Raw genomic sequence first — 26,096 nt, 5'->3', positions numbered from 1 at the left:
GTGTCGTGACTCGGGAGAAGCATTCCCGTATTGTGTTCGGGGGATCGAATGAACCCCCGGAGGATGACCTCAGCGAGTTCTTCCTCTGTCTGGGTATAGCTTCTATTCCAGTAGACTGCTCTGATGTTCTCGCCACCGCCACCGCAGGCGTAGCTACTCGCCTGCACCCGGTCAGCGAAAGTATCGCCATCGGGGTTCGTGTGATTGAAGAAATTCCGGGTAGCCATGTCGTACGAGTGATGGCGAGCGATGCGAGCGAGACGAGGATCTGAGACCAACTGTCCAGAGTCGTTATTTGCTCGATAATCATTTAATTTCTCGACCAACTTTTGTTCCACTAACATGACATCTACATCGTTTCGAGGCGTCTTATTTTGCAGCGGTACGGGAGTCTTGATTTCATCGTCCGTCTGATAATGGCCGAATTTCGGCGGGTCCGGTGTGTCACCTTCAATAACTACTGGCTCCTGACTGCGCAGGACCGGCTCCGAGCTTGTTCCGACGGAAGACAGACATCCTGCCAGCGAAATCATTGCCACAAGCGCGAGTGCCCTAACGGGTCTGCTAGTCACAGCATCACCCTGTAACAGGAGGGACTGGCTCGAATGAGCGTAATTATCATACTCTCTCTACTAATTTATTATATAAGTATATTCGTATCAAATGGTTAGCACATTACGGCGTCGTGATGACTCTCTTCGGAGCCGCACCGAACCTCGACCACCCGGAGGGTACCCGATATGTACGAACCGCTCTCGGGCTTTTTGAGGGAGTACTCCTTTCGGACCTTACTCCCCTCACGCTCCCATAGCCACTCGACCCAGGTGTCCGTCTCTGCGAACGTCTTCGTCGTTACCGTGTACCGTTGATCGGTGGCGTACCTGTGGTAGTGGATCGTCCGTGTCCGTTCCACCTCCGTCTTGTATCGATAGTCGGTGTCGTAGTACGTGTAGCCGCTGTGGTCGTGCCCGGTGTACCAGACATCGGTATCGTAATCCCAACTGGCACACTGGCGTGAGAACCCGCCGAAGGGACTGGGTTCGAGATCCCAGTTCGTGCACGTCTTCGTGGTCCGCGTGTGGCGTTCGCGGTCGTGGTCGTGTCCGTCCCCAACCACGACGCGATCGGTCCGAGTCTCCCCGGTGTACGTCCATCCTGAGCGTCGGAACTTGCTCGGGAACCAACGGTACTTGTCCTCGTAGTACGTTCGTTGCTCAGTTCGAACGTTTCGATCGATGAGGCGCCAGTCGTCTCCCGGCCCGTCGGGGTCCGACCTCCTGACTCTCGTGATCCGTCGGGTCCGCTGTTCGATGTCCGTTCCATCCAGCACCCAGTTGTCACCGAGCATCGACGGACGCCCCGCATCCGCCCTTACTGATACCGCTCGTCCCGTGAGGAACGTCCCGGAGTCGTATATTGATTTTTTGAACCAATCCTCTCCCGTTGGACGTTCTTCAGATATGACACGTTCGATTGTGCTACCGGCACTTTCGTACCAGTACTCCGTGTACGTCTTCGGTCGAACACTGATGTCGACAGTTTTCAGCGCTTCACCGTTCGGACCCTGCGTCGAGATGAGTCTGGCCTTGTACGTCCCTGGATCTTCGTACGTGTGGGAGATATCAACGTTCACACCCGCCGTCGTTCCCGAGCCACGTGTGGAAGATCCATCTCCGAAGACGAGACGGTAGTTCTGATGCGACCCAACGGTGAACACGACGCGCTGTCCCGGTTCGATCGCCAGACTGCGCTCCCCGGAGGGTTCACCCGTCTCCGTCGCGTAGAACACGATGTCGTCGTGCGTCCGCACGGAGTGGACACGGCTCACCCATTTTCGATGAGTTCTGTCGCCTTCCGCGTCGACCGCGGAGAGTGAGACTTCCCTCGTGACCTTGCCGCCGTGCTCGGAGGTGAACGTATGGCGGATATCGGTCTCCCGACTCCCCGAGAACCGCCCGAGGGTCTCCACGACGACCGCCTCGTTCGTGTCGTTGATGCGCCACGTCGCGCGGACGATCTTCGGTTCGTCGTGCGTGACCGTGGCGAGGAATTCGTACGTTCCGAGTTCCACTAAGTCGGTTTCCGAAGTCTGGACGGGCTCATCGGGATAGTACTCCGATGAGATCTCGGAAATATACGGAATCGTCTCTCCTGTCAAGAAACTCGTTTCCATCTCCACCGCAGTCTCCTTCACCGCCGTCACAGTGTTCCCCTCGTCGTCAGTAACCGTCGCCGAGATCTCGACCGTGTCCCCGAGCATGCCCTCGATAGCGACGTGGTTAGTGTACCGACCGGCTTCCCGTTCCAGTTGGTTCTGACGGGGGTCCCACCGTATCGTCAGTTCGCCGCCGTCGGGATCGTACGCCTCCAGCGTGTACTCCCGGGTGCTTCCCGCCTCGGCCGTGTCCGGGCCGGATATCGAGACGACCGGCGGCCCCTCGTCGTACACCTCGACGGTCCGCGTCGCGACCGTCCGGGCGCCGTCGTCGTCGACGACGACCCCGCGGAGCGTGTAGGTCCCGACCGCCGAGAACTCCAGGTCGACGACGGTCCCCGTCTCGGGACGATCGGGCCACAGCCGGCGGACGACCGTCCCGTCCGGGTCGCTCCCGCGGAGAACGAAGGTCGCGGCGTGGCCGGCGGCGACCCGGTCCGGACCCTCGATCCACGCCGTCGGCTCGCGGTTGTTCGGGTCGGCGTCGCTCGGGCCGTCGGCGGGAGCGTCGGGCGAACGGACCCGGACCGATTTCCGGAACGTGCTCGCCGCGCCGTCGTCGTCCGTGACCGTCACGGTGAACTCGAACGTCTCGCCGACGGGCAGTTCGACCGTCCGGGTCACCTCCCTCCCCGTCCGTCCGTCCGACCACGCGTAGGACGCCACCTCGCCGTCCGGATCGTACACGTCGGCGACGAACTCCGTCGACACCCCCCGCACGACCGTGTCGGGGCCGCGGATCCGTCCGGTCGGGGGCTCGTTCGGGTCGCCGTCGGTCGCAGCGGTGTCGTTCGCGGGGTCGTCGGGTCCGCCGTCCGAACCGTCCTCGGCCGGCGAGTCGACCCCCGCGACGTCGACGTACAGGGTGTCGCTGCGAGAGGCCCCGTGGTCGTCAGTGACCGTCAGCGTGACCTCGTACCGACCGACGGACGAGGCGGTGAACGTCGTCGACACCGCGTCGGGGTCCTCCGGCGCGATCGTCCGCCCGTCGGGCGTCCTGATCGACCAGTCGTAGCCGACGATATCGCCGTCGGGGTCGACCGACCCCCCGCCGTCGAGCCACACGAGCGCCCAGCGGTCGACGCGCTGGTCGAGCCCCGCGTCCGCCAGCGGCGGATCGTTTCCGTCCCCCGTGTGGGCGGCTGTCGGAGCGGGAACGGCCGAGAGGACGAGGACGAGCGCGACGGCGATCGGAACGAGTCTCATTCTCTGGCGTCGTTGTCTCCTTACCGGATATAAAATTATACTATATTAAACGAAATATAGTTCGGGCGTACCCTCCGTCGACCGGGGCGGGTCGCGGGTTCGGGGCGCGTCGACGACGGCCGGATCGAACAGCGCGGCCCATCCCCGCCCCGATCGGTCGTTCGATCGATACGTAGCCGGAGTCCGGATCGGGGAGTACGAACCGTGCTACCAGCCAACACGAGCGGGCGGACCGGTTCGGGGGGTCGCGATCGACCGAACCACGGGCCGGAACCCTCACGATCGTCCCTTTGCGAACCTATAGCAAGGCATTTTAGCCGGGCAACTCAACCTTCGAGCACTGCCCACCGAAGGGCCGATCACCACTATGTCAGACGACGAACTCATCTGGCGGATCGCTGGCGGGTCCGGGGACGGGATCGCCTCGACCAGTCAGAACTTCGCCAAGGCCCTGATGCGGTCGGGGCTCCACGTATTCACGCATCGTCACTACCCCTCGCGCATCCGCGGCGGCCACACGTACGTCGAGGTCCGCGCCTCCGCCGACCCGGTCAAGTCCCGGGGCGACGGCTACAACTTCCTGCTGGCGCTCGGCGACTCGTTCGCCCGAAACCCGCAGGACGAAGCCTACTACGGCAACGAGGAGGTCAAGCCGCTCGCGGAGAACCTCGACGATCTCCGCGAGGGCGGGGTCATCGTCTACGACTCCGGGCTGCTCGACCCCTCGGAGATCCCCGACTTCGAGGAGCGGGTCGAGGAGAACGACTGGCACGTGTACGACATCGACCTGCGCTCGCTCGCCCGCGAGCAGGGTCGCGAGGTCATGCGCAACACCGCCGGCGTCGGCGTCACCTGCGCCATCACCGGCATCCCCCTCGACGCCATCGAGGAGCTGATGCGCGACACGATGCCGGAGAAGATCCTCGAGCCGAACCTCGAGATCATGCAGACGGCGTACGACCTCGTCCGCGAGGAGTACGACGTCGACGCCCCCGACGTGTCCGTCCCGACGGGCGAGCACGACGAGGAGCAGGTGCTCATGTCCGGCTCGGACGCCATCGCCTACGGCGCCATCGACGAGGGCTGTCGGTTCATCGCCGGCTACCCCATGACGCCGTGGACGGAGGTGTTCACCATCATGAGCCAGAACCTGCCCGAACTGGGCGGGATCTCCGAGCAGGTCGAGGACGAGATCGCGGCCGCCGCCCTCGCCATCGGCGCCTCCCACATGGGCGTGAAGGCCATGTCCGGGTCCTCCGGAGGCGGGTTCGCCCTGATGGGCGAGCCGCTGGGGCTCGCGGAGATGACCGAGACGCCGCTGGTCCTGATCGAGGCGATGCGCGCGGGCCCCTCGACGGGGATGCCGACGAAGCCCGAGCAGGCCGACCTGGAGCACGTCCTGTACACCTCGCAGGGCGACTCCCAGCGGGTCGTCCTCGCGCCGGGCACCGTCGCGGAGGCGTACGACGCCGCCCGGCGCGCGTTCCAGCTCGCCTACGAGTACCAGATCCCGACGATGATCGTCTACGATCAGAAGCTGTCGGGCGAGCTGACGAACGTCCCGGCCTCGCACTTCGACCGCGAGCCCAACCCCGACATCGGGGCGACGCTCACCGAGGACGAGCTCGCGGACCAGCCGCACACGGCCGACGGGAAGTTCCACCGCTTCCAGCACGAGGGCGACGACGGCGTCTCGCCGCGCTCGGTGCCCGGCCAGAAGGGCGGCCGCTTCCTCGCGACGGGGAACGAGCACAACCCGGCCGGCCACATCAGCGAGGACCCGGACAACCGGGTCGCGCAGATGGACCGCCGCCAGCGGAAGCTCGAGGCCATCCGCGCCGACCTCGACGACGACGGGCTGCTCGTCGAGTACGGCCCGGAAGACGCCGAGTACGGCGTCCTCACCTTCGGCTCCCAGCAGGGGACCGTCGAGGAGGCCGTCGACCGGCTGAACGAGAACGGCCACTCGGTGAAGGCGCTGACCGTCGGCGAGCTGGCGCCGTACCCGACCGACACCGTGCGGGCGTTCCTCGACTCCGTCGAGGAGGCGCTCGTGGTCGAGATGAACGCGTCGGCGCAGTTCCGCGGCCTGACCCAGAAGGAGCTCGGCACGCACGGGGAGATGCTCTCCTCGCTGCTGAAGTACAACGGGAACCCCTTCGAGCCCGCGGAGATCGTCGAGGGGTTCACCACGAACGTCGTCGAGGGCGGGGAGGTCCCCGGCAACGAGACGAGGTTCGTGCCCGCGGCAGGTGACTAACAATGAGCGCATTCAGTGCCATCGGCGAGGAACGCGAGATCGACCGCGACGAGTACACCCCCGAGATCGAACCGCAGCCGACGTGGTGTCCGGGCTGCGGCGACTTCGGCGTCCTGAAGGCGCTGAAGGGCGCGCTGCCCGAGGTCGGGCGCACGCCCGAGGAGACCCTGCTGGTCACGGGGATCGGCTGCTCGGGGAAGCTGAACAGCTACCTCGACAGCTACGGCTTCCACACGATCCACGGTCGGTCGCTCCCGGTCGCGCGCGCGGCGAAGCTGGCGAACCCCGACGTCGAGGTCATCGCCGCCGGCGGCGACGGCGACGGCTACGGCATCGGCGGGAACCACTTCATGCACACCGCCCGGGAGAACCACGACATGACCTACATCGTGTTCAACAACGAGATCTTCGGGCTGACCAAGGGGCAGACGTCCCCGACCAGCCCGAAGGGGCACAAGTCGAAGACCCAGCCCCACGGGTCGGCCAAGACGCCGATCCGCCCGCTGTCGCTGGCGCTCACCTCGGGCGCGTCGTTCGTCGCCCGCACGGCGGCGGTGAACCCGAACCAGGCCCAGCGCATCCTCAAGGAGGCGATGGAGCACGACGGGTTCGCCCACGTCGACTTCCTGACCCAGTGTCCCACCTGGAACAAGGACGCCAAGCAGTACGTCCCGTACACGGACATCAACGACTCCGACGACTATGACTTCGACCCGACGAACCGCGCGGACGCCCAGGAGCTGATGCGCGAGACCGAGGACAAACTGTACGAGGGCGAGGTTCTGACCGGCGTCTACTACCGCGAGGACGACCGCCCCTCCTACCAGGAGGAGAAACAGGAGATCGGCGAGATGCCCGACGAGCCGCTGGCGGAGCGGTACTTCGACGGCGACTACGAGTGGGAGCGCTCCTACGACCGGTTCATCGACAAGCACAAGTGAGTCGATAGGCGGTTCTCCCGCCGAAACCGCACGACGGGAGCCGGGCCGCACGGGGTACCCGCGCGGTTCGTTTCACCGCGAAGGACGTTTTCTCCTTCGCAAGGTATTTTTTCTGCGGCGCGAAACGTACCGGTAATGGGTACCTCGTCTACGGCCGACCGCATCCTCGAGGCGCTGGAGCGGGATGCGCAGGCCTCCTACGCGGAGATCGCGGATCGCGCCGGCGTCTCGAAGCCGACGGTACGCAAGTACATCAACCAGCTCGAGGACGAGGGCGTCATCGTCGGCTACTCGGCGGAGGTCGACCCCAAGAAGCTCTCGGGCAAGACCATCGCCCTCGTCGGGATCGACGTCGACAGCGAACGCTACGTGGAGGCGACGCGCGCGCTGAAGGAGCTCGACTCGGTCGAGTCGCTGTACAGTTCATCCGGGGACCACATGTTCATGGCCGAGGTGCGCGCGACCGACGGCGACGAGCTCGGCGAGATAATCTCCGAGGAGATCGGCGGCATCGAGGGGGTCACCGCCGCTCACCCGTCGGTCCTGCAGGAGCGGCTGAAGTGAGGACGCGGCCGGTCGGCCGCCCGCGGGGCGGTCGGACCCGTGAACGGGACGCCGGGGCGGATTTCACTTCCGCCGCGCGTGGCGACGGTTTTTGAACGCTCGGGTCCCCATCCGCTCACATGGAGGAGACGCTCCCCGGCGCGCCGACGGACGAGGACGGCGGGGAGCGCGTCGTGTTGCACGTCGACATGGACTGTTTCTACGCCTCCTGCGAGCGCCTGAAGGAGCCGGATCTGGCGGGGGAGCCGGTCGTCGTCGGCATGGGCTACGAGCCGGGCGACACCGTCGGGGCGGTGGCGACCGCGAGCTACGAGGCCCGCGAGTACGGCGTCGAATCGGCCCAGCCCATCTCACAGGCGCTGGAGCGACTGCCGCGGATGGCCGACGCCGACGCGGGTGACCCGGAGGCGCCCGACCCGGGGGAGGCGGGCCACTACCGCCCCGTCGACATGGCGTTCTACAAGGACGTCGCCGGCGAGGTGAAGGCGGTGCTGCACGACCTCGCGGACACGGTTCGCGAGGTGAGCATCGACGAGGCGTACCTCGACGTGACCGACCGGACCTCGTGGGCGACCGTCAGGGAGGGCGACGGCGCCGGCGACCGCACGCTCGCGGAGGGGTTCGCCCGGCACGTCCGCGAGCGCATCGAGCGCGAGGCGGGCGTGCCCGCCAGCGTCGGCGTCGCGCCGAACATGGCGACCGCCAAGGTCGCCTCCGACTTCGACAAGCCGGAGGGGCTGACCGTCGTGCCGCCGGGCGAGGTGGCCGACTTCCTGGCGCCGCTGCCCGTCTCGGACATCCACGGCGTCGGGCCGGTGACCGCGAGCGACCTCGCGGAGATGGGCATCGAGACCGCCGGCGACCTCGCGGACGCGGACCCGGCGGAGCTGGAGGCGCGGTTCGGCTCGCGCGGCCGGGAGTTCCACGAGCGCGCGAACGGCCGCGACGACCGCGAGGTGACGCCGACGGGCCGGCCGAAGTCGCTGTCGCGGGAGTCGGCGTTCGCGGAGGCGACCGACGACGAGGCGGCGAAACGCGAGAAGGTCCGCGCGCTGGCGGCCGACGTGGCCGAGCGGGCGCGCTCGCGGGGGGCGCTGTACCGCACTATCGGCGTGAAGGTCGTGTGCCCGCCGTACGACGTGAACACCCGCGCGGACTCGCTGTCGGGACCGGTCGACGACCCCGACCTGGTCGAGGAGGTGGCGCTGGACCTGCTGCGGGAGTTCGAGGGCGACGCCGTGCGGAAACTGGGCGTGCGCGTCTCGAAGCTCTCCTTCTCGGCGGCCGAACAGGCGACCCTCGGCGGCTACGAGGGCGCGGACGACGACGCCGCGTCGGCGTCCGGGGAGCCGACGTCCGGCCGAGGATCCGACGCCGCGGACGACGCCGACGGCGACGCGGACGACGTGACGCGCCGGTCGGCCGACGGCGACGCGACGCTCGACGAGTGGGCCGACGAGGGCGACCCCGACGCCGAGCGGGAGCGCCGGCGGCGACGGCGGCGGGGGCAGGTCGACCTCGGGGAGTTCGAGTAGCGCGGGAGACGTCGTCGCGGCCGCGTCCGGACCGGACCGTGTCCCGCCGACGGACCTTTCGGGCGCGGCCGACACGGGTCCGGCATGGCAGGCGTCGCGACCGGACTCGTGCTCGGGAGCCTCGTCGGCGCCGTGGCGACGGCCGCCGGGTCGTACTTCGTGTTCCGCCGGCGGCGACGCGCCGAGACGGACCACCTCCGGCTGGCGTTCCGGACCGAACTGGAGGCGCTGTCGTACGTGGCCGACCTGGCCGAGGAGGGACGCTACGAGGCGCTCGCCGCGAGCGTCGAGCCGCCGCAGGTGTACGAGAACAACGCCGACCGCGTGGGCCACCTGACCGACGGCGAGGTGGAGGCGCTGGTCGCCTTCTACACGGACCTGTACTGGCTCCGGGACCAGCAGGACATCGAGGACAAGAAGGAGCGCGCCGACGAGGTGGCACGGAAGTGGCACGAGGCCGTCGATGCGGTCCGGGCGGCCGGCTGATCGGGTCGCGTTCGCCGACCTCGGTCGCCGTCGACGCGCCCCGTGCTACAGCCGTCGTCGCCCGCTCGCGCCGACGGCGTCGGCGAACAGCGGCAGCGCGGGGACCACCGTCTCGACGGGGCCGCCGTTGAACGCGGCGAACAGGCCGGCGACGTCGTCGACGGCGTCGGCGTCGAACCCCGCCGAACGCGCCGCCTCGCGCGAGAGCGCCGGGCGGTACGCCAGCCCCTCGACGTAGCCGTCGACGACGGTCGACGCGTCCGCGAGGGCGGCATCGAAGTCGCCCGACCGAAGTTCCGGTTCGAGGTCGCCCCACAGGCGGTCGAGGAAGCCGGGCCACTGCGCGAGACAGCGGTAGACGCTCGGGAGGCTGTCGTCGTCGAAGCCGTGGAACGCCCGGATCGACGCGACCGCCTCCCGGGCCGACTCGGGGACGGCGTCGACGGCGACCATCGAGGGGTCCAAGCCGCGGTCGGCGTCCAGCCCGGCGGGGTACGGCTCGGTCGCCGCCGGGTCGTCGGGCACCCCCGTCCCCACGTCGCCGCCGTTCATCGCCCGGTCGACCAGCTCGAACAGCACCGCCAGCCGCGGCGCGACCGCGTCGAAGGTGGCGATCTGCCCCCGGAGTTCGCGCGCCTCCGCCGGCGCGAGGTCGAGGTCGCCGGGGCGATACCGCGGGCCGTCGACGGCCGAGAGCACGGCGTCGCGGTAGGCGACCGACGCCTCGGCGAACGCGCGCGTCTCGAAGGCGGGCTTCACTTGGCCCCAGAGGTAGCGGGTGAACTCGGGGTGGTTCGCGGTCGCGGTCCGCCAGATCCAGTTGACGACCGGCGCCCGGAACGCGTGTCGGATGTCGTCGTACAGCCCGGCGCGCCAGCCGGTCGCGTCGGCCGCGTGGAGTTCGAGGCTCGTGTCCATGGGTCGCGGTCGCCGCCGGGGCCCGTAAAGTCACTCCCGAGCGCGGTGGGGACGGTCAGGCGCCCCGCGAGGAGGCCAACAGGCGCGTCGAGATCCGGTCGGCGTTGCGCATCAGGACCGTCCCGAGGACGCTCGTGACGAGTACGTAGCCGACGGTGAAGGACGGGATCGTCTCCCTGAGCGCCGGGGTGGTCCCGGCCGCGACGAGGAACGCGGCGATCACGAGCGAGAACTCCCCGCGGGGCGTCAGCGCGCAGCCGACACGCACCGAGCGTCGGCCGTCGAGCCCGTAGGCCCGCCCGGCGAGGTAGCCGCTCGCGAGTTGACCGGCCGTGGTGACCGTGGCCGCGACGAGCACGGGCGCCAGCATGGCCGCCAGGAGTCGAGGGTCGGTGCTGAGGCCGATCGCGAAGAAGAACACCGCGGCGAAGAGATCGCGGCTGGGCGCGACCAGCCGTTCGACCCGGTCGACGTGGCCCGTCCGGCCGAAGGCGGTGCCGACGAGGAACGCCGCGACGGCCTCGCTCACGCCGACGAGCAGCCCCGAGCCGGCGACGAGGGCGCCGACCCCGAGCACGCCCAGCAGGAACACCTCCCCGGTCGTGTCGTCGAACGCCCGGTCGAGGGCGCCGGCGCCGTAGTACGCCGCCGCGACGAGCGCGAGCATGAACGCCAGCGACAGGCCGACCGACCGGGCGACGCCGGCGAGGTCGTCCCCGCTCACGAGCAGGACCGACAGGACCGCGAACCCGAGCGCGGTGAGCACGTCCTCGATCACGACCACGCCGAGGACCGCCCTGCTCTCCGCGTCGGCGATCCAGCCGAGGTCGACGAGCGACTTCGCGATGATCACCGTCGAGGAATTGAACACGACGAGCGCGAGGAAGGCCGCCTCCAACAGCGAGAACCCGAACGCCAGCCCGAGCGCGAACCCGAGGGGGAGGCTGATCCCCACGTCCGCGGCGCCGGCGCGGAGGAACCGCCGCCGGTTCGAGAACAGCTGGTCGAGGCTCAGCTCCAGCCCGACGAAGAACAGCAGGAGTACCACCCCGAGGTCGGCCAGGATCCGCATCGGCCCAGGCCCCGGGAGGAGGCCGAGGGAGACCCCGGCGACGGTCGGGGCCGCCGGCCCGACGACGACGCCCACGAGGATGTACGCGGGGATGGGCGAGTAGCCCAGGCGGACCGCGAGCGAGCCGGCGACCGCCAGCGCCGAGAGGGCGATCCCCGCCGTGAGGAGGAGGCTGAACTCGACCACGTCCCGACCCCAGAGGTGGGACTGTTATAGCTGTTGTCGGGACGCGCGACCGGACGGCCGGCCCGGGACTCACCCGACGCCGAGCCGCGGCTCACCCGGAGAGGTAGCGGTCGAGTTCGTCGTACGCCTCCTCGGTGCCGACGGCCACGAGGGTGTCGCCGGCGCGGATCTCGGTGTCGGGACCCGGGTTCGCGAGCAGGTCGTCGCCGCGGCGGATCGCGAGGACCGACACGCCGGTCTCGCTCCGGAGCCGCGTCTCACGGAGCGACCGGCCGGCGACCGGCGCGTCCGCGTCGACCTCGATCCACCGGATCGGGGCGTTCTCGAACGCGTCGTCGAGGTCCTCCGACACCGGGGTGAAGTAGCTCCCGTCGAAGAGCTCGGCGACCTTCCGCGCCTGCGACTCGGTGAGTTCGAACAGCGGCTCGCTGTCGGCGGCGGCGTCCCCCCGCCAGTAGGTCCGGCGCCGACCGTCGTTGTGGTGGAGGATGACGAACTGTCCGCCGTCGGGGAACGACGCGGTGTAGCGTCGGCCGACGCCGGGGAGTTCGGTCTCGAAGACCCGCATGTCCGCCCCTTCGTCCGCGGGTCACATCGGTGTTCGGGGTCCGGCGGAACGCCGACGCCGACCACCCGCCGTCAGACGCGCGTCCGACGCGACGGCTGGACTTAAGCCGGGCGGCGGGTCAGGGTGGGGTAATGAGCGACGAGACCATCACCGTCGCGGACGTCAGCGACGGGACCGGCGGGGAGTCGGGGCTGTCGGCGGGCACGCCCATCTCGCTTCCGGTGGTCGAGATCCTGACCGGCCGCGGGTTCATCACGGGGAAGTCGGGCTCCGGGAAGTCCAACACCGCCTCGGTCGTCATCGAGAAGCTCCTCGACGGCGGCTACCCCTGTCTCATCGTCGACTCCGACGGCGAGTACTACGGCCTGAAGGAGGAGTACGAGATCCTCCACGCCGGCGCCGACGACGAGTGCGACATCCAGGTCTCGGCCGAGCACGCCGAGAAGCTCGCCGCGCTCGCGCTCGAGGAGAACGTCCCGATCATCCTCGACGTCTCGGGCTACCTCGACGAGGACGAGGCGTCGGAGCTGATCCGCGAGACGGCGAGGCAACTGTTCGCCAAGGAGAAGAAACTGAAGAAGCCATTCCTGATGCTCGTCGAGGAGTGCCACGAGTACATCCCCGAGGGCGCCGGGATGGACAAGACCGGCAAGACGCTGATCAAGATCGGGAAACGGGGGCGCAAGCACGGCCTCGGCATCGTCGGCATCTCCCAGCGCCCCGCCGACGTGAAGAAGGACTTCATCACCCAGTGCGACTGGCTCTGCTGGCACCGGCTCACCTGGGACAACGACACGAAGGTCGTCTCGCGGATCCTCGGCAGCGACTACGGCGAGGCCATCGAGGACATGGACGACGGGGAGGCGTTCCTGATGACCGACTGGGCCGAGTCGATCCGGCGGGTCCAGTTCCGCCGCAAGCAGACGTTCGACGCGGGCGCGACGCCCGGCCTCGACGACTTCGAGCGCCCGGACCTCAAGTCCGTCTCCGGCGACCTCGTCTCGGAGCTCCAGTCGATCACCGACGAGCGCAAGCGCACCGAGTCGGAGCTGGCGGACCTCCGGCAGGAACTCGACAAGAAGAAGCAGCGGATCACCCAGCTCGAACGGGAGCTGGAGGAGGCCCGCGACATGTCGGAGATGGCGGACACGTTCGCGCAGGCGCTGCTCCAGAAGGCGGAGGCGCCGTACCGCGGCGGGAGCGGCCGGAGCCGCGGCCGCGACCCGGCCGGAGCCGCGGCGGGGGCACACGACGGCTCCGCGCCCGAGCCGCAGCGCCGCGACGGCGACGCGGCGTTCGGGGGCGAGCCCCCGCAGGACCAGTCGGAACTCCACGACTACGAGGAGCCCGGGAGCGCCCCCGGGGACGGGACGGGCGCCGGAGGCGACGCGGGGACGGCGGACGCCACAGGCGGCGGGGGCGAACCGGCCGAGTCCGGGGGAACGGAGTCCGATGACGGAACCGCGGCCGCCGTCGCCGCCGCGAACGGCTCCGTCACGTCGAACGACGCCGCGTCCGCGAACGGGTCGACCCCCGCCGGCGACGGCGACGCGGGCGCAAACGGCGCCGCGACGAGCGGCGCCACGGCGGACGGCACCGCGACGGACGGGGCAGCGGACGCGGGCGACGGCGACGCGGGCGCGAGCCACGAGCGCGTCCGGAGCGCGGTCCCGCCGACGGACGGCGTCGACATCTCGCCGGCCCGCTCGCGCTCGGGGTTCGCCGGCCACGAGGACGCGGCCGCGTTCCTGGAGGGCGACGAACTGCGCCACCGCGAGGCGGTCGTCGCCGGGTTCGTCAGGGCGGTGGAGTCGCTGGAGGCGGTCACCCGCGGGATGCTCGCGGCCTACCGCGACGCGGGCCGCGCGACGCCGATCGAGGCCCACCTGGCGGCGAACGGGTCGGGCGACCGGCGGTACGCGTACGCCCGGAACAAGGTCCTCCGACGCGCGGGGTTCGTCGAGCACCGCAGCGAGGGCGAGTACGCGTACGCCCTCCCGCGGCTCGTCCGGCGCGTGTACGGCGACCACGCCGACGAGCAGGAGCTCGTGGAGGTGGTCGCCGAGGTCGAGGCGCGCGCCGGCCTCGACGGGGAGCCGTCGCCGTGACGCTGAAGCTCCCGGCCAGCGGCGACGACCGCTGGTGGCTCGCCCCGCACGCGCGAGTGATCGTCTACGAGACCGACGACGGCAACGAGCTCCTGACGGTGTACGACTGCGGCGCCGCACAGAAGCCCCCCTCGGCACAGCTCATCGGCAACCTCGTCCGGGTGAACGCCGAACACGAACTGGAACGCGGACCCACCGGGTACGCCGTGAGCATGCGCGAGCCGGCGGAGCTGGTGAAACAGGACGCCGACCACTACGTGATCGAGGCCGTGGGGTGAGCGTCCGGAGAGGGAACCGATCACACACCGGAGCAAGCCTCTTGTCGCGTCCCGCGAACGTCCACACGATGGAGACCTCTTCCTCGTCCCGCTGACGGGCGCGCCGGCGGGGGCGCGTCGGTCGGCACGGCGGGGCGGTCCGCGCCCCGGAACGCACGGCCGGTCGGACGATCGATCGCGGTCGGCCGGGTCCGGGGACTCGCAGTCCCGAGCGCGGCCCGATACGCGGTCACGACACACAGTGAACGTACGAGACAGACTCGACGGCGGGCGCGCGGTCGTCGCCGCCCGCGACGCGGACTCGCAACCCGACACGGCGGAGATCCGGCGGCTCGCCGAGGCCGCCGGGTTCGACGTGGTCGGCGAGGTGACACAGCGACGGCGCGAGGACCGCCGGTACGACCTCGGCGAGGGGAAGGCCGGGGAACTGGCCGCAGTCGTCGCCGACGCGGACGCCGGCGCGGTCGCGTTCGACGGCGCGCTCACGCCCGGGCAGTACGCCGACCTGCTGGACCTGCTCCCGTCCGGCACGGCGCTGGTCGACCGCTACCGGCTGGTGCTGGAGCTGTTCGCCGCCGGCGCGAGCGACCCGGCCGCGACGACGCAGGCGCGCCTGGCGACGCTCCGGTACGACCTCCCGCGGGTGCGCCGGGCCAGCGACGAGTCCCTGTTGAACGCCGCGACCGAGAAGGGGTCGCCCGTGCTCGACGTGGAGCGCCGGATCGACGCGCTGGAGAACCGGCTGGCGGAGCTGACCGACGCCGCGGCCGAGCGCCGGCGCCGACGCCGCGCGGGGGGGTTCGACCTCGTCGCGCTGGCGGGGTACACCAACGCGGGGAAGTCGACGCTGCTGCGGCGGCTGGCGGACGACCTGCGCGTCGACGACGGCGACGGCGACGGCGCGACCGGTCACGACGACCTGACGGAGTCGGCCGCGACCGCGGACCGCCTCTTCGAGACGCTGGAGACGACGACCCGGCGGGCGACCGTCGACGGCCGGCCCGTCCTGCTCACCGACACGGTGGGGCTGGTCGCGGACCTCCCGCACGACCTCGTGCGGTCGTTCTCCGCCACGCTCGACGAGATAGCCGCCGGCGACGCCGTCCTCGCGGTCGTCGACGCGAGCGCCGACCGGGCGACGCTCCGCCGGCGGCTGGAGACGACCGTGGGCGTGCTCGCGGCCGACGCGACCGGGCCCGTGATCCCGGTCGTGAACAAGGTGGACCGGCTGACGGAGGCCGAGCGCGCGGCCGCGGTCGAGACGGTCGAGGACGCGCTCGCCGGGAGCGACATGGACGACCGGCCCGACGTGGAGATCCGTGACCCGATCCCGGTGAGCGCGCTGACGGGCGACGGCGTCGAGAGCCTCCGCGCGGCCCTGCTCGACGCCCTCCCCGGCGAGACCGTCGCGTTCCGGGTTCCGAACACGGGTGAGACGCAGGCGCTCCTCTCGTGGCTCCACGACCGCGGCGACCCCGAGGTGCGGTACGACGGCGACGCGGTCGCGGTGCGGTTCTCGGGGCGGCCCGACGTCGTCGCCGAGGCGGAGCGCCGCGCCGCCGACCTCCGCGGGGAGTAGCGCCGGCGGGGCCGGTTCGGCCGGCCGGACCGAAGGCACATGCGCCTCGGGCGCCTTCCGTCGCATATGACAGGAGCGGACGGGTCGCCGCGGACGCTCGACCTGCCGTCCGGCGAGACGGTCGAGCCGGGGACCGTGTTCTGCTTCAACGGCTACCCCTATCGGTTCGTCCCGCTGGACCACGAGGAGTACCGCTTCAAGCTGGCGCCGCTGTACTGGGGCGGCGGCGACATGGACGTGCCGTTCGCCGACCGGGAGGAGCTGGTCGAGCAGTGGGGCCCGGAGTCGCGGGGCGTGCTCGCCGACGAGGAGTGGCGCGACTGGCTGGTCGAGGCCCGCGCGGACGACCGCTTCGGGGACGAGGAACTCGACGCCGTCGAGCGGGAGCTGCTCGGCGGCGACGGCGGGCTGCTGGGGCGGCTCAGGCGCGCGCTCGGGGGCGGGTAGGACGGGGAGGGCGGGTCACTTCGCCCGCATCCGCACGTCGCAGTCGAGACACACCTCGATCCCCGCGATCCAGTTCACCTCCGAGCGGCCGCACTCCGGGCAGACGTAGTCGGCGTTGCCGTGCTCTGTGGTCCCCCGCGGGGGCGCGAGCACCCCTTTCTCGCCGACCGTCTCCGCGATCCCGGGCACGCGGGAGCGCTTGAACCGCGGGCGGTGCACGAGGTAGTCGCCGGCGTCGGGGTCGGGGCCGTGGAGGTCGTCCCAGTCGAACGCGTGGGGGGTGTTCCGGGCCGCCTGCTGGGGCCCCAGGCGGACCGCCTCGAAGAGGGGTTCGGTCGCGCGCGACAGCGGGTCCGGGTCGTCGGCCTCGCGGTACAGGTCGACGGCGCGGTCGTACGCGTCGGCCCCCGCGTCGCCGAGGTCGCCGACGGCGCCGAAGTCGCCCATCGCCTCGAAACAGCAGGCGCGCTCGGCGGGGGCGTCGAGGACGCCCGCGTAGTCGGCGGCGACGGCGTTGCCCTCGCGGGCGCGCAGGCGGGCGCGGCGGTCCGCGCCGGCCGCCCGGTAGGCGAACGCCGCCAGCAGGAGGGACCGCAGGCCGTAGCCGCCGTAGGTGGCGTCCTCGCCGAGGAGGTCGCGCCCGTGGCCCTCGGCCTCGCGGCCGGCGAGGACGCCCCGGCCGACGAGGGTGTACAGGTCGCCGGCGCGGGCCGGGTCGCGGTCGACGAGCGCGCGGACCGCCTCGTCGCGGCGGGCGGTCGGGTCGGAGTCGGTCATCGTGTCACCCAGGGGTCGCGGCCACCTGAATCCGCCGCCGCTGGGCGGTCGCAGGCTCCCCGGCGGGGGCCGGGCGCGGACGGTGTGAGCACGCTTAAGAAGCGTCCACCACTCCCTACGGGCATGAACACGCGCGACCTCTCGGCGAACGCGCCGTACGTCCCCGGCCGCGGCGTCGAGGAGGTGGCCCGCGATCTCGGGCTCGACCCCGACGAGCTGGTGAAGCTCTCCTCGAACGAGAACCCGTTCGGCCCGTCCCCGGAGGCGGTCGAGGCGGCGAAGGCCGCCGCCGAGGACGCCCACGTCTACCCGAAGGCCGCCCACACGGACCTCACCGAGGCGCTGGCGGCGGAGTGGGACGTCGCCCCCGCGCAGGTGTGGGTGAGCCCCGGCGCCGACGGCGCGCTGGACTACCTCGCGCGGGCGACGCTCTCGCCCGGCGACCGCGTGCTGGTGCCGGAGCCGGGGTTCGCCTACTACCCGATGAGCGCCCGCTACCACCACGGCGAGGTGACGACGTACCCCCTCCGGAAGGCCGACGGCTTCGCCCAGACCGCTGAGGGGATCCTCGACGCCTACCACGGCGAGCGGATCGTGTACGTCACGACGCCGCACAACCCCGCTGGAACCGAGCTCCCGCGGGAGGAGCTGGTAGCTCTGCTGGAGGGCGTCGACGAGGAGACGCTGGTCGTCGCCGACGAGGCCTACGGCGAGTACACCGAGACGCCATCGGCGGCGGGCCTGCTCGACGAGTACGAGAACGTCGCGGTCACGCGCACCTTCTCGAAGGCGTACGGCCTGGCGGGCCTGCGCATCGGCTACGCGCTCGTCCCCGGGGCGTGGGCGGACGCGTACGCCCGGGTGAACACCCCGTTCGCGGCCAACGCGGTCGCGCTCGACGCCGCGCTCGCGGCGCTCTCGGACGACGAACACGTCGAGCGGAGCGTCGAGTCCGCGCGGTGGGCGCGGGAGTACATCGCCGACGAACTGGACGCGCCCACGTTCGAGAGCGCCGGCAACTTCGTCCTCGCGGAGGTGGGCGACGGGAGCGCCGTCGCCGAGCGCGCACAGGAGCGGGGCGTCATCGTCCGCGACACGGGCTCGTTCGGGCTGCCCGGCTGCGTCCGCGTCTCCTGCGGGACGGAGGCCGAGACCCGCGAGGCGGTGGCGACGCTGAACGGGGTGCTGGCGGACCTGGGGCTCGGGGCCGAAGCGTGACGGGGGAGCGTTCCGCCGTCGACCGCCTGGCCGTCACGGGAACCCCGGGAACGGGGAAGACCACCGCGACGGACCTGCTCGCGGCGGACCGGGGGATCGAGGTCGTCCACCTCAACGACGTGATCCGCGAGGAGGGGCTGTACGCCGAGCGCGACGAGGAGCGCGACTCGCTCGTGGCCGACCTCGACGCGGTCGCCGAGCGCCTCGGCGAGTGGACGGGCGTCGTCGACTCCCACCTCGCGCACTACCTCGACGCCGACCGCGTGGCCGTCCTGCGGTGCCGCCCGGACGTGCTGGAGCGGCGACTGGTCGAGCGCGGCGAGGGCGAGGCGAGCGCCCGGGAGAACCGCTCCGCCGAGGCGCTGGACGTGATCCTCGGCGAGGCCGTCGAGCGGTTCGGCGAGGAGCGGACCTACGAGATAGACACGACCGACCGCGACCCCGAGGCGGTCGCGGCCGAACTCGGCCGCGTGCTCGACGGCGACCGCGAGCCCTCGGCCGGGGAAGTCGACTTCGTGGAGTACCTGTGACGCTCGACAGGCTCAGACCCCTGGCGGAGAAGGGGCTGTCCCCGTTCGTGCGGGCGGCCGACGGGCTCGGCCTCTCGCCGGACGGCGTGAGCGTGATCGCGTTCGGCTGCGCGGTCGCCGCGGGCGTCGCGTTCGGCCTCGCGCCGCCGTCGGAGGCGCCGCTGTCGTACGTCGCCGGGTCGGCGCTCGTGTTCGCGAACGGCTGGCTCGACCTGGTCGACGGCGCGCTCGCGCGGGCGCAGGGGACCGACTCCTCCGGCGGCGACCTGCTGGACCACGTGCTCGACCGCTACGCCGACATCGCGGTGCTCGTCGGTCTCTCCGCCGGGGTCGGCCGCTACGGGCTCGGCCTCGCGGCCGTCACCGGCGTGCTGATGACCTCCTATCTCGGCACGCAGATCCAGGCGGTCGGCATCGGCCGCGAGTACGGCGGCCTGCTCGGGCGCGCCGACCGCCTCGCGCTCGTGGGGATCGTCGGCGTCGTCGCCGCCGCGGTGCCCGGCCCGCTGGTCGCGGGCCTGGGCGCGGTCGGCCTGCTGCTCGTCGTGTTCGCGGTCGTCGGCCACCTCACGGCGCTCCAGCGGTTCCGCGGCGCCTGGGCCGACCTGAACTGACCCCGAGCGACCGTCCCCGCGGGGACGGTGCCGCGCGGGTCGAACCGACCCACGTCGCCGCCGATCCCGAACGAACGCTTTTGTACTCCCACTCGCATGTCGGTGGTATGACCGGCACGCTCGGCTCCCGCGGGACGGAGGACCCGCTCGTTCGGGGGCCGGACACGACGCTCTCGGCCGCGCTCGCGGACCTCGACGACGGGTGTTGCGTCCTCGTCACCGGCGACGTCGACGACGAGGCCTACCGGGAGGCGGCGTCGCGGTACTTCGGCACGCCCCGGCGCGAGCGGCGACGGGTGCTCGCGCTCGCGAACGGCGTCGACGCGGCGGACGCGTGGCTCCCCGACGGCGTCTCCGCCGCCGACGACGACGCCGAGGTCGTCCGCCTGGAGAGCGCGGTCCGCGACCCCGCGGCCGCCTCGGACGTCGCCCCGACGGACGCCGCGACGAACGGCTCCGGCGCCGTCGAGGCACCCGACGAACCCGACCGGCTCGACCTCGACGGCGACGGCGGGGACACGGGGGAGGCCGACGGCGCGGCGCCGGGGGTCCGGACCGCGCTGTTCGACGCCATCGACGCGGTCGCCCCCGACGACGGCGACGGGGCGGGACGGCTCGCCCTCCGCGTCGGGGTCTACCGCGTCGACATGCTCTGTGCGACCATCGGCTCGGAGCCGGCGCGGGCGGTCCTCCGGGATGTCGCCGCCGAGACGCGCGAGCGCGGCGGGATGGCGCACTTCCACCTCCCGCGACCCGCGGGACCGGACCCGCGGTCGGACCCGGTGGTGGACGAGTTCGCCGGGGCGCTCGGGGACGACCTCGACGTGATCGTGCAGCTCCGCTCGCGGGACTCGTCGCCGGTCCCCGAGGAGCGCTGGCACATCCTCGGGTGGGGGACCACCGAGTGGAACCCGCTCCGGTGACCGCATGACTGGACCCGACCGCGGGGGCGACCGTCGACCGACGGACCCGGAAGAGGGGGACCCGCCCCCGGACGCGGCGGTCAGGCTCGTCGAGGCCGCCGGCGCCCCGGGCGCGTACGAACTCGTCGACGCCATCGAGGAGGTCCGCCTCCCGGTCGCCGTCGGCGACGGGACCCGACGGTCGGGATCGAGGTCGGGCGGCCGCCCGGCCGCCGAGCGCGTCGACGCTGCCGACCGGTTCCCCGCGCCCGTCGACGGCTGCTGGCGGGTGGACGCGACGACGGTGACGCCGCTGTGCACGGCGGACGTGTACGTCCGCGACCCCGACAACGCGGTCGTCGCGACGGCGACGGCCGAGGCGCCCGCGCGCGTCCCGGCCGGCCCGCACGTGCTGGAGCTGTCGACGGCGCCCGTGAAGACGTACGTCGCCGTCGTCGGCCCCGCGCGCGTCTCCTACCGCGACCGGTACCCGCAGGTCTCGATCGACCGCGACGGCGACGGGGCGGGCGACGACGGCCTGTTGCTGGCGGCGCGCTCGCGGCGGACGTCGCCGGCGGGGACGGTCACCGTCCCGGACACGCCCGCGGGGCTCGCGCGGGCCGTCTCCACGTTCGGGTCGGCGCTCGCGACCACCTCCCCCGAGCGGTCGTTCCCGACCCTGCGGGGGCACCCGCCGCTGATCGAGCGGGGGGAGTCGTTCCACGCGCCGCGGTTCGTCGAGCGGCCCGACACGGGCGTAACGATCGGCGTCCCGTTCGAGTACGGGCCGCTGTTCTCGGCGACGCCGTTGGCGTTCTATCTCGCGGCCGGCATCGTGGAGAGCGAGGAGCCGTACGTCCGCGCCGGCGGGGTCCGCCGCGACCTGCCGACGGACCCGGACGCGCTCGCGGCGGCCCTCTCGCGGATCCTGCGTCACTGCTTCACGCTCGACTGCGCGACCCGGGCGTGCCCGGCCGGGCTGTACGACGTGAACCTCAACGTCCACGAGACGCTGACCGAGCGGCTGGACCCGCCGTGGGAGGAGTGGTACGGCGCGAGCCTCGCCGAGCGCACCGGCCGGTACCTGGAGGTTCCGGTCGAGGCGACGCTCGACTGTCTCGACTGGCCGCACACGACGGACGTGACGCCGGTCGCGGAGAACGCCTCGGTGCTCCCGTTCCTGGCGTCGGACCTGTCGGTCGTGCGCTCGCCGCCGCCGTCGACGGCGACGACGGGCGACGGCGGCGTGACGGAGCTGGACGAGTTCGTCCGCGCCTCGCGCGCGGCGGTCCGCGGCGCCTCGCTGACCCGCAGCGCGAGCGGCCGCGGCTCCCCTCCGCCGGAGGTACCGCCCGCCGACGCGGACGCGCGAACGAGGCCCCCGGATGACCCCGCTCAAGCGGGCACGCGCGGGCCGACACAGAACACGCTCGTCGAGGACGACACCCTCGTCACGCCCGAGGACGCCGACAGCATCTCGCAGGCGTGGGTCGGCCCGGGCTTCCCGATGCGGGCGGCCAAGCCGACCGTCGAGGCGTACCGGCGGCGCCTCGACCGCACGCCCGCCGAGGACCTCACCATCGGCGTCACGGTCGTGTGCAACGACGAGGCGATGGTCGAGGAGCTGGGCGACACCTACGGCTTCCGCGATCACGTCACCTTCGACATCCGCGAGGAGCGCGACCTGACCGTCGCCGAACTCCGCGACCTGCTCGCGGGCGAGCACGACTTCTTCCACTACGTCGGCCACGTCGACGAGCGCGGGATGGACTGCGCCGACGGCTTCCTCGACCTGGAGACGCTGGAGTCGACCGGGGTGGACGCGTTCCTGCTGAACGCCTGCTCCTCCTACCAGCAGGGCATGGCGCTCGTCGAGGCGGGGGCCCTCGGCGGCGTGGTGTCGCTGACGGACCTGCCGAACTCGCTGGCGACCCGGGTCGGGCGCGACCTGGCGCGCCTGTTCGACGCCGGGTTCCCGCTGTACGCGGCGCTGGACGTGGTCGGGACGGGGCCGTTCGCCGGGAGCGCGTACAGTATCGTCGGGGACCCGATGGTGCAGTTGTGTCAGTGTGCGACTGCGGCTCCCATGATTATCGATATAGTTAGAGCTGATGGACGCGAGCTTGAGGTCGATTTCCGATCCTATCCGACATTACATTTCAACCAAGGGACTATGTCGTTTGCATATTTCGAGCAACCACGTTCACACTACATCACTGGTGTAGAAGCCAATGGCATCACAGTCTCTGCGGAGAAATTCGAGGAGGAATTCGACCTAGGCAAGTCACCTATCCGAATCGATCAAGAGTTACACTGGACAGACGAACTGGATATCGAGACGACTCTCAGTCTAGCGAGCGAACTGGAATGACGCTTATGGGCCGGCGACTGCTCCACCACTTCCGACTGCACTCCCCGCACTCGACAGGAGCAGCACCAGCGTGAACAGCGCGCCCATCATCCGCGGGTGGTCAGCCAGCCATTCCGACATCGTGACATCGCTTTCGGACATTGCAATCTTCCAGTCAGTTGGTTTCTGAATCAATATACCGGAAAGATTCTGATAATATAAATATCGAACCAATGTTTGATATTCGAACTATATAAAAGAGACACAGATCCGGGGGGCGCACGATTTATCCCTCGGTGCGCGCTACCCCGGTGTATGCCCCAGTGTGAGATGTGCGGCGCGGAGAAGGCGTCGCTCACCACCACGAAAGTCGAGGGCGCGGAGCTGGAGCTGTGCGGCGACTGCTCCGACTTCGGGACCGAGGTCCGCACGGAGAGTTCCTCCTCGGCGTCCACGAAGTACTCCACCTCCTCCTCGTCTTCCTCCTCGTCCGGCTCCTCCGGCTCGTCGGGGTCGAGTTCCTCCTCGACCCAGCGGCGCCGCGACATGTTCGACGACATGGAGACGGTCGCGGCCGACTACGACGACCGCATCCGGCAGGCGCGCGAGGCCACCGAGATGAGCCAGGAGGACCTCGCGAAGGACATCAACGAGAAGGCCTCCGTCATCCGCAAGCTCGAACGCGGCGACATCCTCCCCTCCGACGACGTCCAGGAGAAGCTCGAGCGCAAGCTCGGCATCTCGCTGGTCGAGGGCGAGGACGTCGACGACGCCGACTGGGAGGGCACCTCCTCCGGGAGCATGACCCTCGGCGACGTCGTCAAGCGCAACGACGGGTAGCCTCCCCGGCCGCCCCGCACGGCCGCCCCGCACGGCCGCCCGCGGCGCCGCGCGGCCGCGACCCGCCCACGCGACCCGGCGCGCAACGGCTGTCGCGACCGAAGCGACTTTTCACCGACCGGCGCGAGGGACGAACGTGACCGACTCCGACACCCTGATCCTCGTCAACCTGAAGGCGTACCCGTGTGACCCCGTCGCCATCGCCGAGGCGTGCGCGACCGTCGCCGACGACACCGGCGCGCGGATCGCCGCCGCGCCGCAGGCGGCCCGCCTCGCGGCCGTCGCCGACACCGGGGTCGAGACGTGGGCCCAGCACGTCTCGCCGGTCGAGCACGGCAGCCACACCGGGTCGACACTCGCGGAGGCCGTCGCCGACGCCGGCGCGACGGGCACGCTGATCAACCACTCCGAGAACCGCCTGAAACTGGCCGACATCGACGCCTCGCTGTCGGCGGCCGAGCGCGCGGGGCTGGAGACGGTCGTCTGTGCGAATAACCCGGCCCAGTCGGGCGCGGCCGCGGCGCTCGGCCCCGACGCCGTCGCGGTCGAGCCGCCGGAACTCATCGGCGGCGACGTCTCCGTCGCCACCGCCGACCCCGCAGTCGTGGAGGACTCCGTCGCCGCCGTCGAGGCCGTCGACGCCGACGTGGAGCTGTTCTGCGGCGCCGGCGTCTCGACCGGCGAGGACGTGACCGCGGCGGGCGAGTTGGGCGCGACGGGCGTGCTCCTCGCCTCCGGCGTCGCGAAGGCCGACGACCCCGAGGCGGTGCTTCGCGATCTGGTCTCGGGCCTGTAGACCGGCCGCAGTCCGCGGCCGAGCGGTCCGCTACCCGCGGTCGCCGTCGCGGTCCGTCGGGACCTCCCGTTCCTCCGCCCGTTCCTCGACCTCCCGGAGCGCGCGCTCCTGTTCGCTCCTCGCGATCCCGCCGGCCTCGGCGAAGCGACCCTCGTACTGCCACTCGGGGACGATCGACCAGCCGTCGCCCTCCTCGTCGCCCCCGTCCCCGTTCCCGGTCGCGTCGCCGTCGAGCCCGCCGGCGACGACGACCCGGAGCCGTCGGAGCAGGAGCGCGACCGCCGCGAGCGGCGTCGCCGCAGCGAGCGCGATCCCCGCGCGCTCGTCGAGGTTCCAGATCGCGGCGGCTACCGGCGGCCCGAGGACGAGCCACAGGAGGACAACCGCGGTAGCTCGTCGCACACCGGTCGGTTGCTCCGACGTGGACAAAAACCGTGTTCCGGTCGTCGGACGCGGCCCGTCGCCACCGCGGACGGGCCCTTTGTGGGGGGCAGCCTCGTCCGCTATGCAGGGTCAGCCCTGTCGGACGTCGTGTTCGAGGACGCCGACGCCCTCGACCTCCACCTCGACGCGGTCGCCGTCGGAGAGCGGGCCGACGCCCGCGGGGGTGCCGGTCGCGACCACGTCGCCCGGCTCCAGCGTCATGTACGTCGTGATCTCCTCGACGAGTTCGGGCACGGAGAACATGAAGTAGTCGCGAGAGGAGGACTGCTTGGTCTCGCCGTTCACCCGGAGTTCGACGGCGGCGTCCTCGGGAACGTCCGCCGCGTCCGCGATGCAGGGGCCGATCGGGGCGGCGCCGTCGAACGCCTTGCCGCGGACCCAGTTCTGCTCGCGGTTCTGGTCGTCGCGGTTCGACACGTCGTCGAGGCAGGTGAACCCGGCGACGTACTCCATGGCGTCCCCGGCGGCGACGTTGCGCGCCTGCTCGCCGATCACGAACGCGATCTCCGCCTCGTGGTCGACGCGCTCCTTCCCGGCCGGCAGCGTGACCGTCGACCCGGGGTCCGCGACGGCGTTCGGCGGCTTGAGGAACAGCAGCGGCCGGTCGGGGACCTCGTTGCCCATCTCGTCGGCGTGGTCGGCGTAGTTCCGGCCGACGCAGACGACCTTCGAGGGCTCGCAGGGCGCGAGCAGGTCGACGTCCCCCGCGGCGGTGTCGAACTCCTCGCCGGCGGCGGTCACGACGCCGTCGTCGTAGGTGCCGCGTCGGACGGTTCCTGCCGGGTCGCGGATTCGGGCGTGGCGCATTGCCGGGTCGTCGGTCGGCCGCGGCTTAGGCGTTGGGAGTCCGGCGACCCGGGCCGCATCGCTGCCCGGTCGAGAAAACGGGGACGGACCGCGTCGGGGGCCCTACAGTTCGACCGCCTGCTTGTTCCCGAGCGACTCGGGAACCGTGAAGCGGATAGTCGTGGTCGCGCCGGCCATCGTGTTGATCTTGATCGTGACCTCGTCACCCTCGGTGAGGTCCGCGGGCGAGTTGCTGGTGCTCAGGTCGAACTCGACGTTGAATCGGTCGTCGGGGTCGTTGAGAACCGTCGTCGACGTGTCGGTGTTCTTCACCGCGTAGGTGTTGAACTGCCAGTCGCCGTCGCTGGCGCTGCTGTGCGTCAGCGTCTCGGTCCCGCTCGGGCCGATCCAGTTGATCGTCGCGTTCGCGAGGTCGATCTCGCCGGCGCCCGGCGCCTGCGTCACCGTCACGTTCA

25 protein-coding genes and 1 pseudogene are annotated in these 26,096 nt (G+C 71.1%); 16 read left to right on the top strand and 10 right to left on the bottom strand.

Annotated elements, in window-relative coordinates; genetic code table 11:
- A partial coding sequence (locus ACQUQ1_RS20300) for a CAP domain-containing protein (protein ID WP_435066076.1) occupies positions 1-344 on the bottom strand: 344 nt, incomplete at its 3' end.
- 323 nt (positions 345-667) lie between these two features.
- Complete coding sequence (locus tag ACQUQ1_RS20295) at positions 668-3,421, bottom strand: PKD domain-containing protein (protein ID WP_435066075.1); 2,754 nt, start codon at positions 3,419-3,421, stop codon at positions 668-670.
- A gap of 367 nt (positions 3,422-3,788) precedes the next feature.
- Here ACQUQ1_RS20295 and ACQUQ1_RS20290 point away from each other — a divergent pair, with 367 nt between their 5' ends.
- From ACQUQ1_RS20290 to ACQUQ1_RS20270, 5 genes are all read left to right on the top strand, one after another.
- Complete coding sequence (locus ACQUQ1_RS20290) at positions 3,789-5,681, top strand: 2-oxoacid:acceptor oxidoreductase subunit alpha (protein ID WP_435066074.1); 1,893 nt, start codon at positions 3,789-3,791, stop codon at positions 5,679-5,681.
- Positions 5,682-5,683: 2 nt separating this feature from the next.
- Positions 5,684-6,622 carry a thiamine pyrophosphate-dependent enzyme gene (locus ACQUQ1_RS20285; protein WP_435066073.1) on the top strand — a complete coding sequence of 313 codons (939 nt, stop codon included), beginning with the start codon at positions 5,684-5,686 and terminating at the stop codon, positions 6,620-6,622.
- 135 nt (positions 6,623-6,757) lie between these two features.
- The gene (gene lrpA1 / locus ACQUQ1_RS20280) at positions 6,758-7,186 is read left to right on the top strand and encodes an HTH-type transcriptional regulator LrpA1 (protein ID WP_435066072.1); all 429 of its coding nucleotides are present in this window, start codon (positions 6,758-6,760) and stop codon (positions 7,184-7,186) included.
- Between the two features lie 119 nt (positions 7,187-7,305).
- The gene (dinB, locus tag ACQUQ1_RS20275) at positions 7,306-8,721 is read left to right on the top strand and encodes a DNA polymerase IV (protein WP_435066071.1); all 1,416 of its coding nucleotides are present in this window, start codon (positions 7,306-7,308) and stop codon (positions 8,719-8,721) included.
- 84 nt (positions 8,722-8,805) lie between these two features.
- Positions 8,806-9,207 (top strand): hypothetical protein, encoded by a 402-nt coding sequence (locus ACQUQ1_RS20270; protein WP_435066070.1) that lies wholly within the window; start codon positions 8,806-8,808, stop codon positions 9,205-9,207.
- Positions 9,208-9,252: 45 nt separating this feature from the next.
- On the opposite strand, the gene ACQUQ1_RS20265 is transcribed toward ACQUQ1_RS20270, so the two are convergent.
- From ACQUQ1_RS20265 to ACQUQ1_RS20255, 3 genes are all read right to left on the bottom strand, one after another.
- Complete coding sequence (locus ACQUQ1_RS20265; RefSeq protein WP_435066069.1) at positions 9,253-10,125, bottom strand: halocarboxylic acid dehydrogenase DehI family protein; 873 nt, start codon at positions 10,123-10,125, stop codon at positions 9,253-9,255.
- 55 nt (positions 10,126-10,180) lie between these two features.
- Positions 10,181-11,383: a cation:proton antiporter gene (locus tag ACQUQ1_RS20260; protein WP_435066068.1), complete on the bottom strand. Its 1,203-nt coding sequence runs from the start codon at positions 11,381-11,383 to the stop codon at positions 10,181-10,183.
- A gap of 91 nt (positions 11,384-11,474) precedes the next feature.
- The gene (locus tag ACQUQ1_RS20255) at positions 11,475-11,951 is read right to left on the bottom strand and encodes a cation:proton antiporter regulatory subunit (protein WP_435066067.1); all 477 of its coding nucleotides are present in this window, start codon (positions 11,949-11,951) and stop codon (positions 11,475-11,477) included.
- Positions 11,952-12,082: 131 nt separating this feature from the next.
- Here ACQUQ1_RS20255 and ACQUQ1_RS20250 point away from each other — a divergent pair, with 131 nt between their 5' ends.
- The 4 genes from ACQUQ1_RS20250 to ACQUQ1_RS20235 all read left to right on the top strand — a co-directional run bounded on the left by ACQUQ1_RS20250 (position 12,083) and on the right by ACQUQ1_RS20235 (position 16,363).
- Entirely contained in the window at positions 12,083-14,059 is a 1,977-nt protein-coding gene (locus tag ACQUQ1_RS20250; RefSeq protein WP_435066066.1) for a helicase HerA domain-containing protein, read from the top strand.
- Positions 14,056-14,337 carry a hypothetical protein gene (locus ACQUQ1_RS20245; protein WP_435066065.1) on the top strand — a complete coding sequence of 94 codons (282 nt, stop codon included), beginning with the start codon at positions 14,056-14,058 and terminating at the stop codon, positions 14,335-14,337. The genes ACQUQ1_RS20250 and ACQUQ1_RS20245 overlap by 4 nt, the downstream gene beginning before the upstream one ends.
- A 241-nt stretch (positions 14,338-14,578) precedes the next feature.
- A complete protein-coding gene (locus tag ACQUQ1_RS20240) occupies positions 14,579-15,916 on the top strand; it encodes a GTPase (RefSeq protein WP_435066064.1) in 1,338 nt (445 codons plus the stop codon).
- Positions 15,917-15,982: 66 nt separating this feature from the next.
- Positions 15,983-16,363 (top strand): hypothetical protein, encoded by a 381-nt coding sequence (locus ACQUQ1_RS20235; RefSeq protein ID WP_435066063.1) that lies wholly within the window; start codon positions 15,983-15,985, stop codon positions 16,361-16,363.
- Between the two features lie 15 nt (positions 16,364-16,378).
- Here ACQUQ1_RS20235 and ACQUQ1_RS20230 read toward each other — a convergent pair whose 3' ends face one another.
- On the bottom strand, positions 16,379-17,140 hold the full coding sequence (locus ACQUQ1_RS20230; RefSeq protein WP_435066062.1) for a hypothetical protein: 762 nt from the start codon (positions 17,138-17,140) through the stop codon (positions 16,379-16,381).
- Between the two features lie 123 nt (positions 17,141-17,263).
- On the opposite strand from ACQUQ1_RS20230, the gene hisC reads away from it, so the two are divergent.
- The 5 genes from hisC to ACQUQ1_RS20205 all read left to right on the top strand — a co-directional run bounded on the left by hisC (position 17,264) and on the right by ACQUQ1_RS20205 (position 22,775).
- On the top strand, positions 17,264-18,358 hold the full coding sequence (gene hisC, locus ACQUQ1_RS20225; protein ID WP_435066061.1) for a histidinol-phosphate transaminase: 1,095 nt from the start codon (positions 17,264-17,266) through the stop codon (positions 18,356-18,358).
- Positions 18,355-18,888 (top strand): adenylate kinase family protein, encoded by a 534-nt coding sequence (locus ACQUQ1_RS20220; protein ID WP_435066060.1) that lies wholly within the window; start codon positions 18,355-18,357, stop codon positions 18,886-18,888. Before hisC ends, ACQUQ1_RS20220 begins: the two co-directional genes overlap by 4 nt.
- On the top strand, positions 18,885-19,502 hold the full coding sequence (locus ACQUQ1_RS20215) for a CDP-alcohol phosphatidyltransferase family protein (protein ID WP_435066059.1): 618 nt from the start codon (positions 18,885-18,887) through the stop codon (positions 19,500-19,502). Before ACQUQ1_RS20220 ends, ACQUQ1_RS20215 begins: the two co-directional genes overlap by 4 nt.
- A gap of 107 nt (positions 19,503-19,609) precedes the next feature.
- Positions 19,610-20,425: a DUF7504 family protein gene (locus ACQUQ1_RS20210; protein WP_435066058.1), complete on the top strand. Its 816-nt coding sequence runs from the start codon at positions 19,610-19,612 to the stop codon at positions 20,423-20,425.
- 4 nt (positions 20,426-20,429) lie between these two features.
- The gene (locus tag ACQUQ1_RS20205; protein WP_435066057.1) at positions 20,430-22,775 is read left to right on the top strand and encodes a hypothetical protein; all 2,346 of its coding nucleotides are present in this window, start codon (positions 20,430-20,432) and stop codon (positions 22,773-22,775) included.
- A gap of 3 nt (positions 22,776-22,778) precedes the next feature.
- Here ACQUQ1_RS20205 and ACQUQ1_RS20200 read toward each other — a convergent pair whose 3' ends face one another.
- The gene (locus ACQUQ1_RS20200) at positions 22,779-22,916 is read right to left on the bottom strand and encodes a DUF7503 family protein (protein WP_435066056.1); all 138 of its coding nucleotides are present in this window, start codon (positions 22,914-22,916) and stop codon (positions 22,779-22,781) included.
- Positions 22,917-23,069: 153 nt separating this feature from the next.
- Here ACQUQ1_RS20200 and ACQUQ1_RS20195 point away from each other — a divergent pair, with 153 nt between their 5' ends.
- Together ACQUQ1_RS20195 and tpiA are read left to right on the top strand one after the other, a co-directional pair.
- Entirely contained in the window at positions 23,070-23,594 is a 525-nt protein-coding gene (locus ACQUQ1_RS20195; protein ID WP_435066055.1) for a multiprotein bridging factor aMBF1, read from the top strand.
- A 136-nt stretch (positions 23,595-23,730) separates the two neighbouring features.
- Entirely contained in the window at positions 23,731-24,390 is a 660-nt protein-coding gene (tpiA, locus tag ACQUQ1_RS20190) for a triose-phosphate isomerase (RefSeq protein ID WP_435066054.1), read from the top strand.
- A gap of 30 nt (positions 24,391-24,420) precedes the next feature.
- Here the strand turns inward: tpiA and ACQUQ1_RS20185 are convergent, their stop codons facing one another.
- From ACQUQ1_RS20185 to ACQUQ1_RS20175, 3 genes and pseudogenes are all read right to left on the bottom strand, one after another.
- The gene (locus ACQUQ1_RS20185) at positions 24,421-24,792 is read right to left on the bottom strand and encodes a hypothetical protein (RefSeq protein WP_435066053.1); all 372 of its coding nucleotides are present in this window, start codon (positions 24,790-24,792) and stop codon (positions 24,421-24,423) included.
- A 111-nt stretch (positions 24,793-24,903) separates the two neighbouring features.
- Positions 24,904-25,641 (bottom strand): fumarylacetoacetate hydrolase family protein, encoded by a 738-nt coding sequence (locus tag ACQUQ1_RS20180; RefSeq protein WP_435066052.1) that lies wholly within the window; start codon positions 25,639-25,641, stop codon positions 24,904-24,906.
- A gap of 102 nt (positions 25,642-25,743) precedes the next feature.
- Positions 25,744-26,096, bottom strand: a pseudogene (locus ACQUQ1_RS20175) (archaellin/type IV pilin N-terminal domain-containing protein); the annotation flags it as partial.

The organism is Halobaculum sp. EA56 (assembly GCF_051195075.1).
Lineage (GTDB): Archaea > Halobacteriota > Halobacteria > Halobacteriales > Haloferacaceae > Halobaculum.
This window is presented reverse-complemented; position numbering and strand designations above follow the sequence as displayed.

What these genes read in the sequence shown, in the direction of transcription:
- ACQUQ1_RS20285 (WP_435066073.1), top strand. Translation starts at nt 5,684, where the DNA reads ATGAGCGCATTCAGTGCCATCGGCGAGGAACGCGAGATCGACCGCGAC.
- ACQUQ1_RS20290 (WP_435066074.1), top strand. Translation starts at nt 3,789, where the DNA reads ATGTCAGACGACGAACTCATCTGGCGGATCGCTGGCGGGTCCGGGGAC.
- ACQUQ1_RS20210 (WP_435066058.1), top strand. Translation starts at nt 19,610, where the DNA reads ATGACCGGCACGCTCGGCTCCCGCGGGACGGAGGACCCGCTCGTTCGG.
- ACQUQ1_RS20255 (WP_435066067.1), bottom strand. Translation starts at nt 11,951, where the DNA reads ATGCGGGTCTTCGAGACCGAACTCCCCGGCGTCGGCCGACGCTACACC.
- ACQUQ1_RS20195 (WP_435066055.1), top strand. Translation starts at nt 23,070, where the DNA reads ATGCCCCAGTGTGAGATGTGCGGCGCGGAGAAGGCGTCGCTCACCACC.
- ACQUQ1_RS20295 (WP_435066075.1), bottom strand. Translation starts at nt 3,421, where the DNA reads ATGAGACTCGTTCCGATCGCCGTCGCGCTCGTCCTCGTCCTCTCGGCC.
- ACQUQ1_RS20180 (WP_435066052.1), bottom strand. Translation starts at nt 25,641, where the DNA reads ATGCGCCACGCCCGAATCCGCGACCCGGCAGGAACCGTCCGACGCGGC.
- ACQUQ1_RS20250 (WP_435066066.1), top strand. Translation starts at nt 12,083, where the DNA reads ATGAGCGACGAGACCATCACCGTCGCGGACGTCAGCGACGGGACCGGC.
- dinB (WP_435066071.1), top strand. Translation starts at nt 7,306, where the DNA reads ATGGAGGAGACGCTCCCCGGCGCGCCGACGGACGAGGACGGCGGGGAG.
- ACQUQ1_RS20270 (WP_435066070.1), top strand. Translation starts at nt 8,806, where the DNA reads ATGGCAGGCGTCGCGACCGGACTCGTGCTCGGGAGCCTCGTCGGCGCC.
- ACQUQ1_RS20265 (WP_435066069.1), bottom strand. Translation starts at nt 10,125, where the DNA reads ATGGACACGAGCCTCGAACTCCACGCGGCCGACGCGACCGGCTGGCGC.
- ACQUQ1_RS20200 (WP_435066056.1), bottom strand. Translation starts at nt 22,916, where the DNA reads ATGTCCGAAAGCGATGTCACGATGTCGGAATGGCTGGCTGACCACCCG.
- ACQUQ1_RS20230 (WP_435066062.1), bottom strand. Translation starts at nt 17,140, where the DNA reads ATGACCGACTCCGACCCGACCGCCCGCCGCGACGAGGCGGTCCGCGCG.
- ACQUQ1_RS20205 (WP_435066057.1), top strand. Translation starts at nt 20,430, where the DNA reads ATGACTGGACCCGACCGCGGGGGCGACCGTCGACCGACGGACCCGGAA.
- ACQUQ1_RS20235 (WP_435066063.1), top strand. Translation starts at nt 15,983, where the DNA reads ATGACAGGAGCGGACGGGTCGCCGCGGACGCTCGACCTGCCGTCCGGC.
- lrpA1 (WP_435066072.1), top strand. Translation starts at nt 6,758, where the DNA reads ATGGGTACCTCGTCTACGGCCGACCGCATCCTCGAGGCGCTGGAGCGG.
- hisC (WP_435066061.1), top strand. Translation starts at nt 17,264, where the DNA reads ATGAACACGCGCGACCTCTCGGCGAACGCGCCGTACGTCCCCGGCCGC.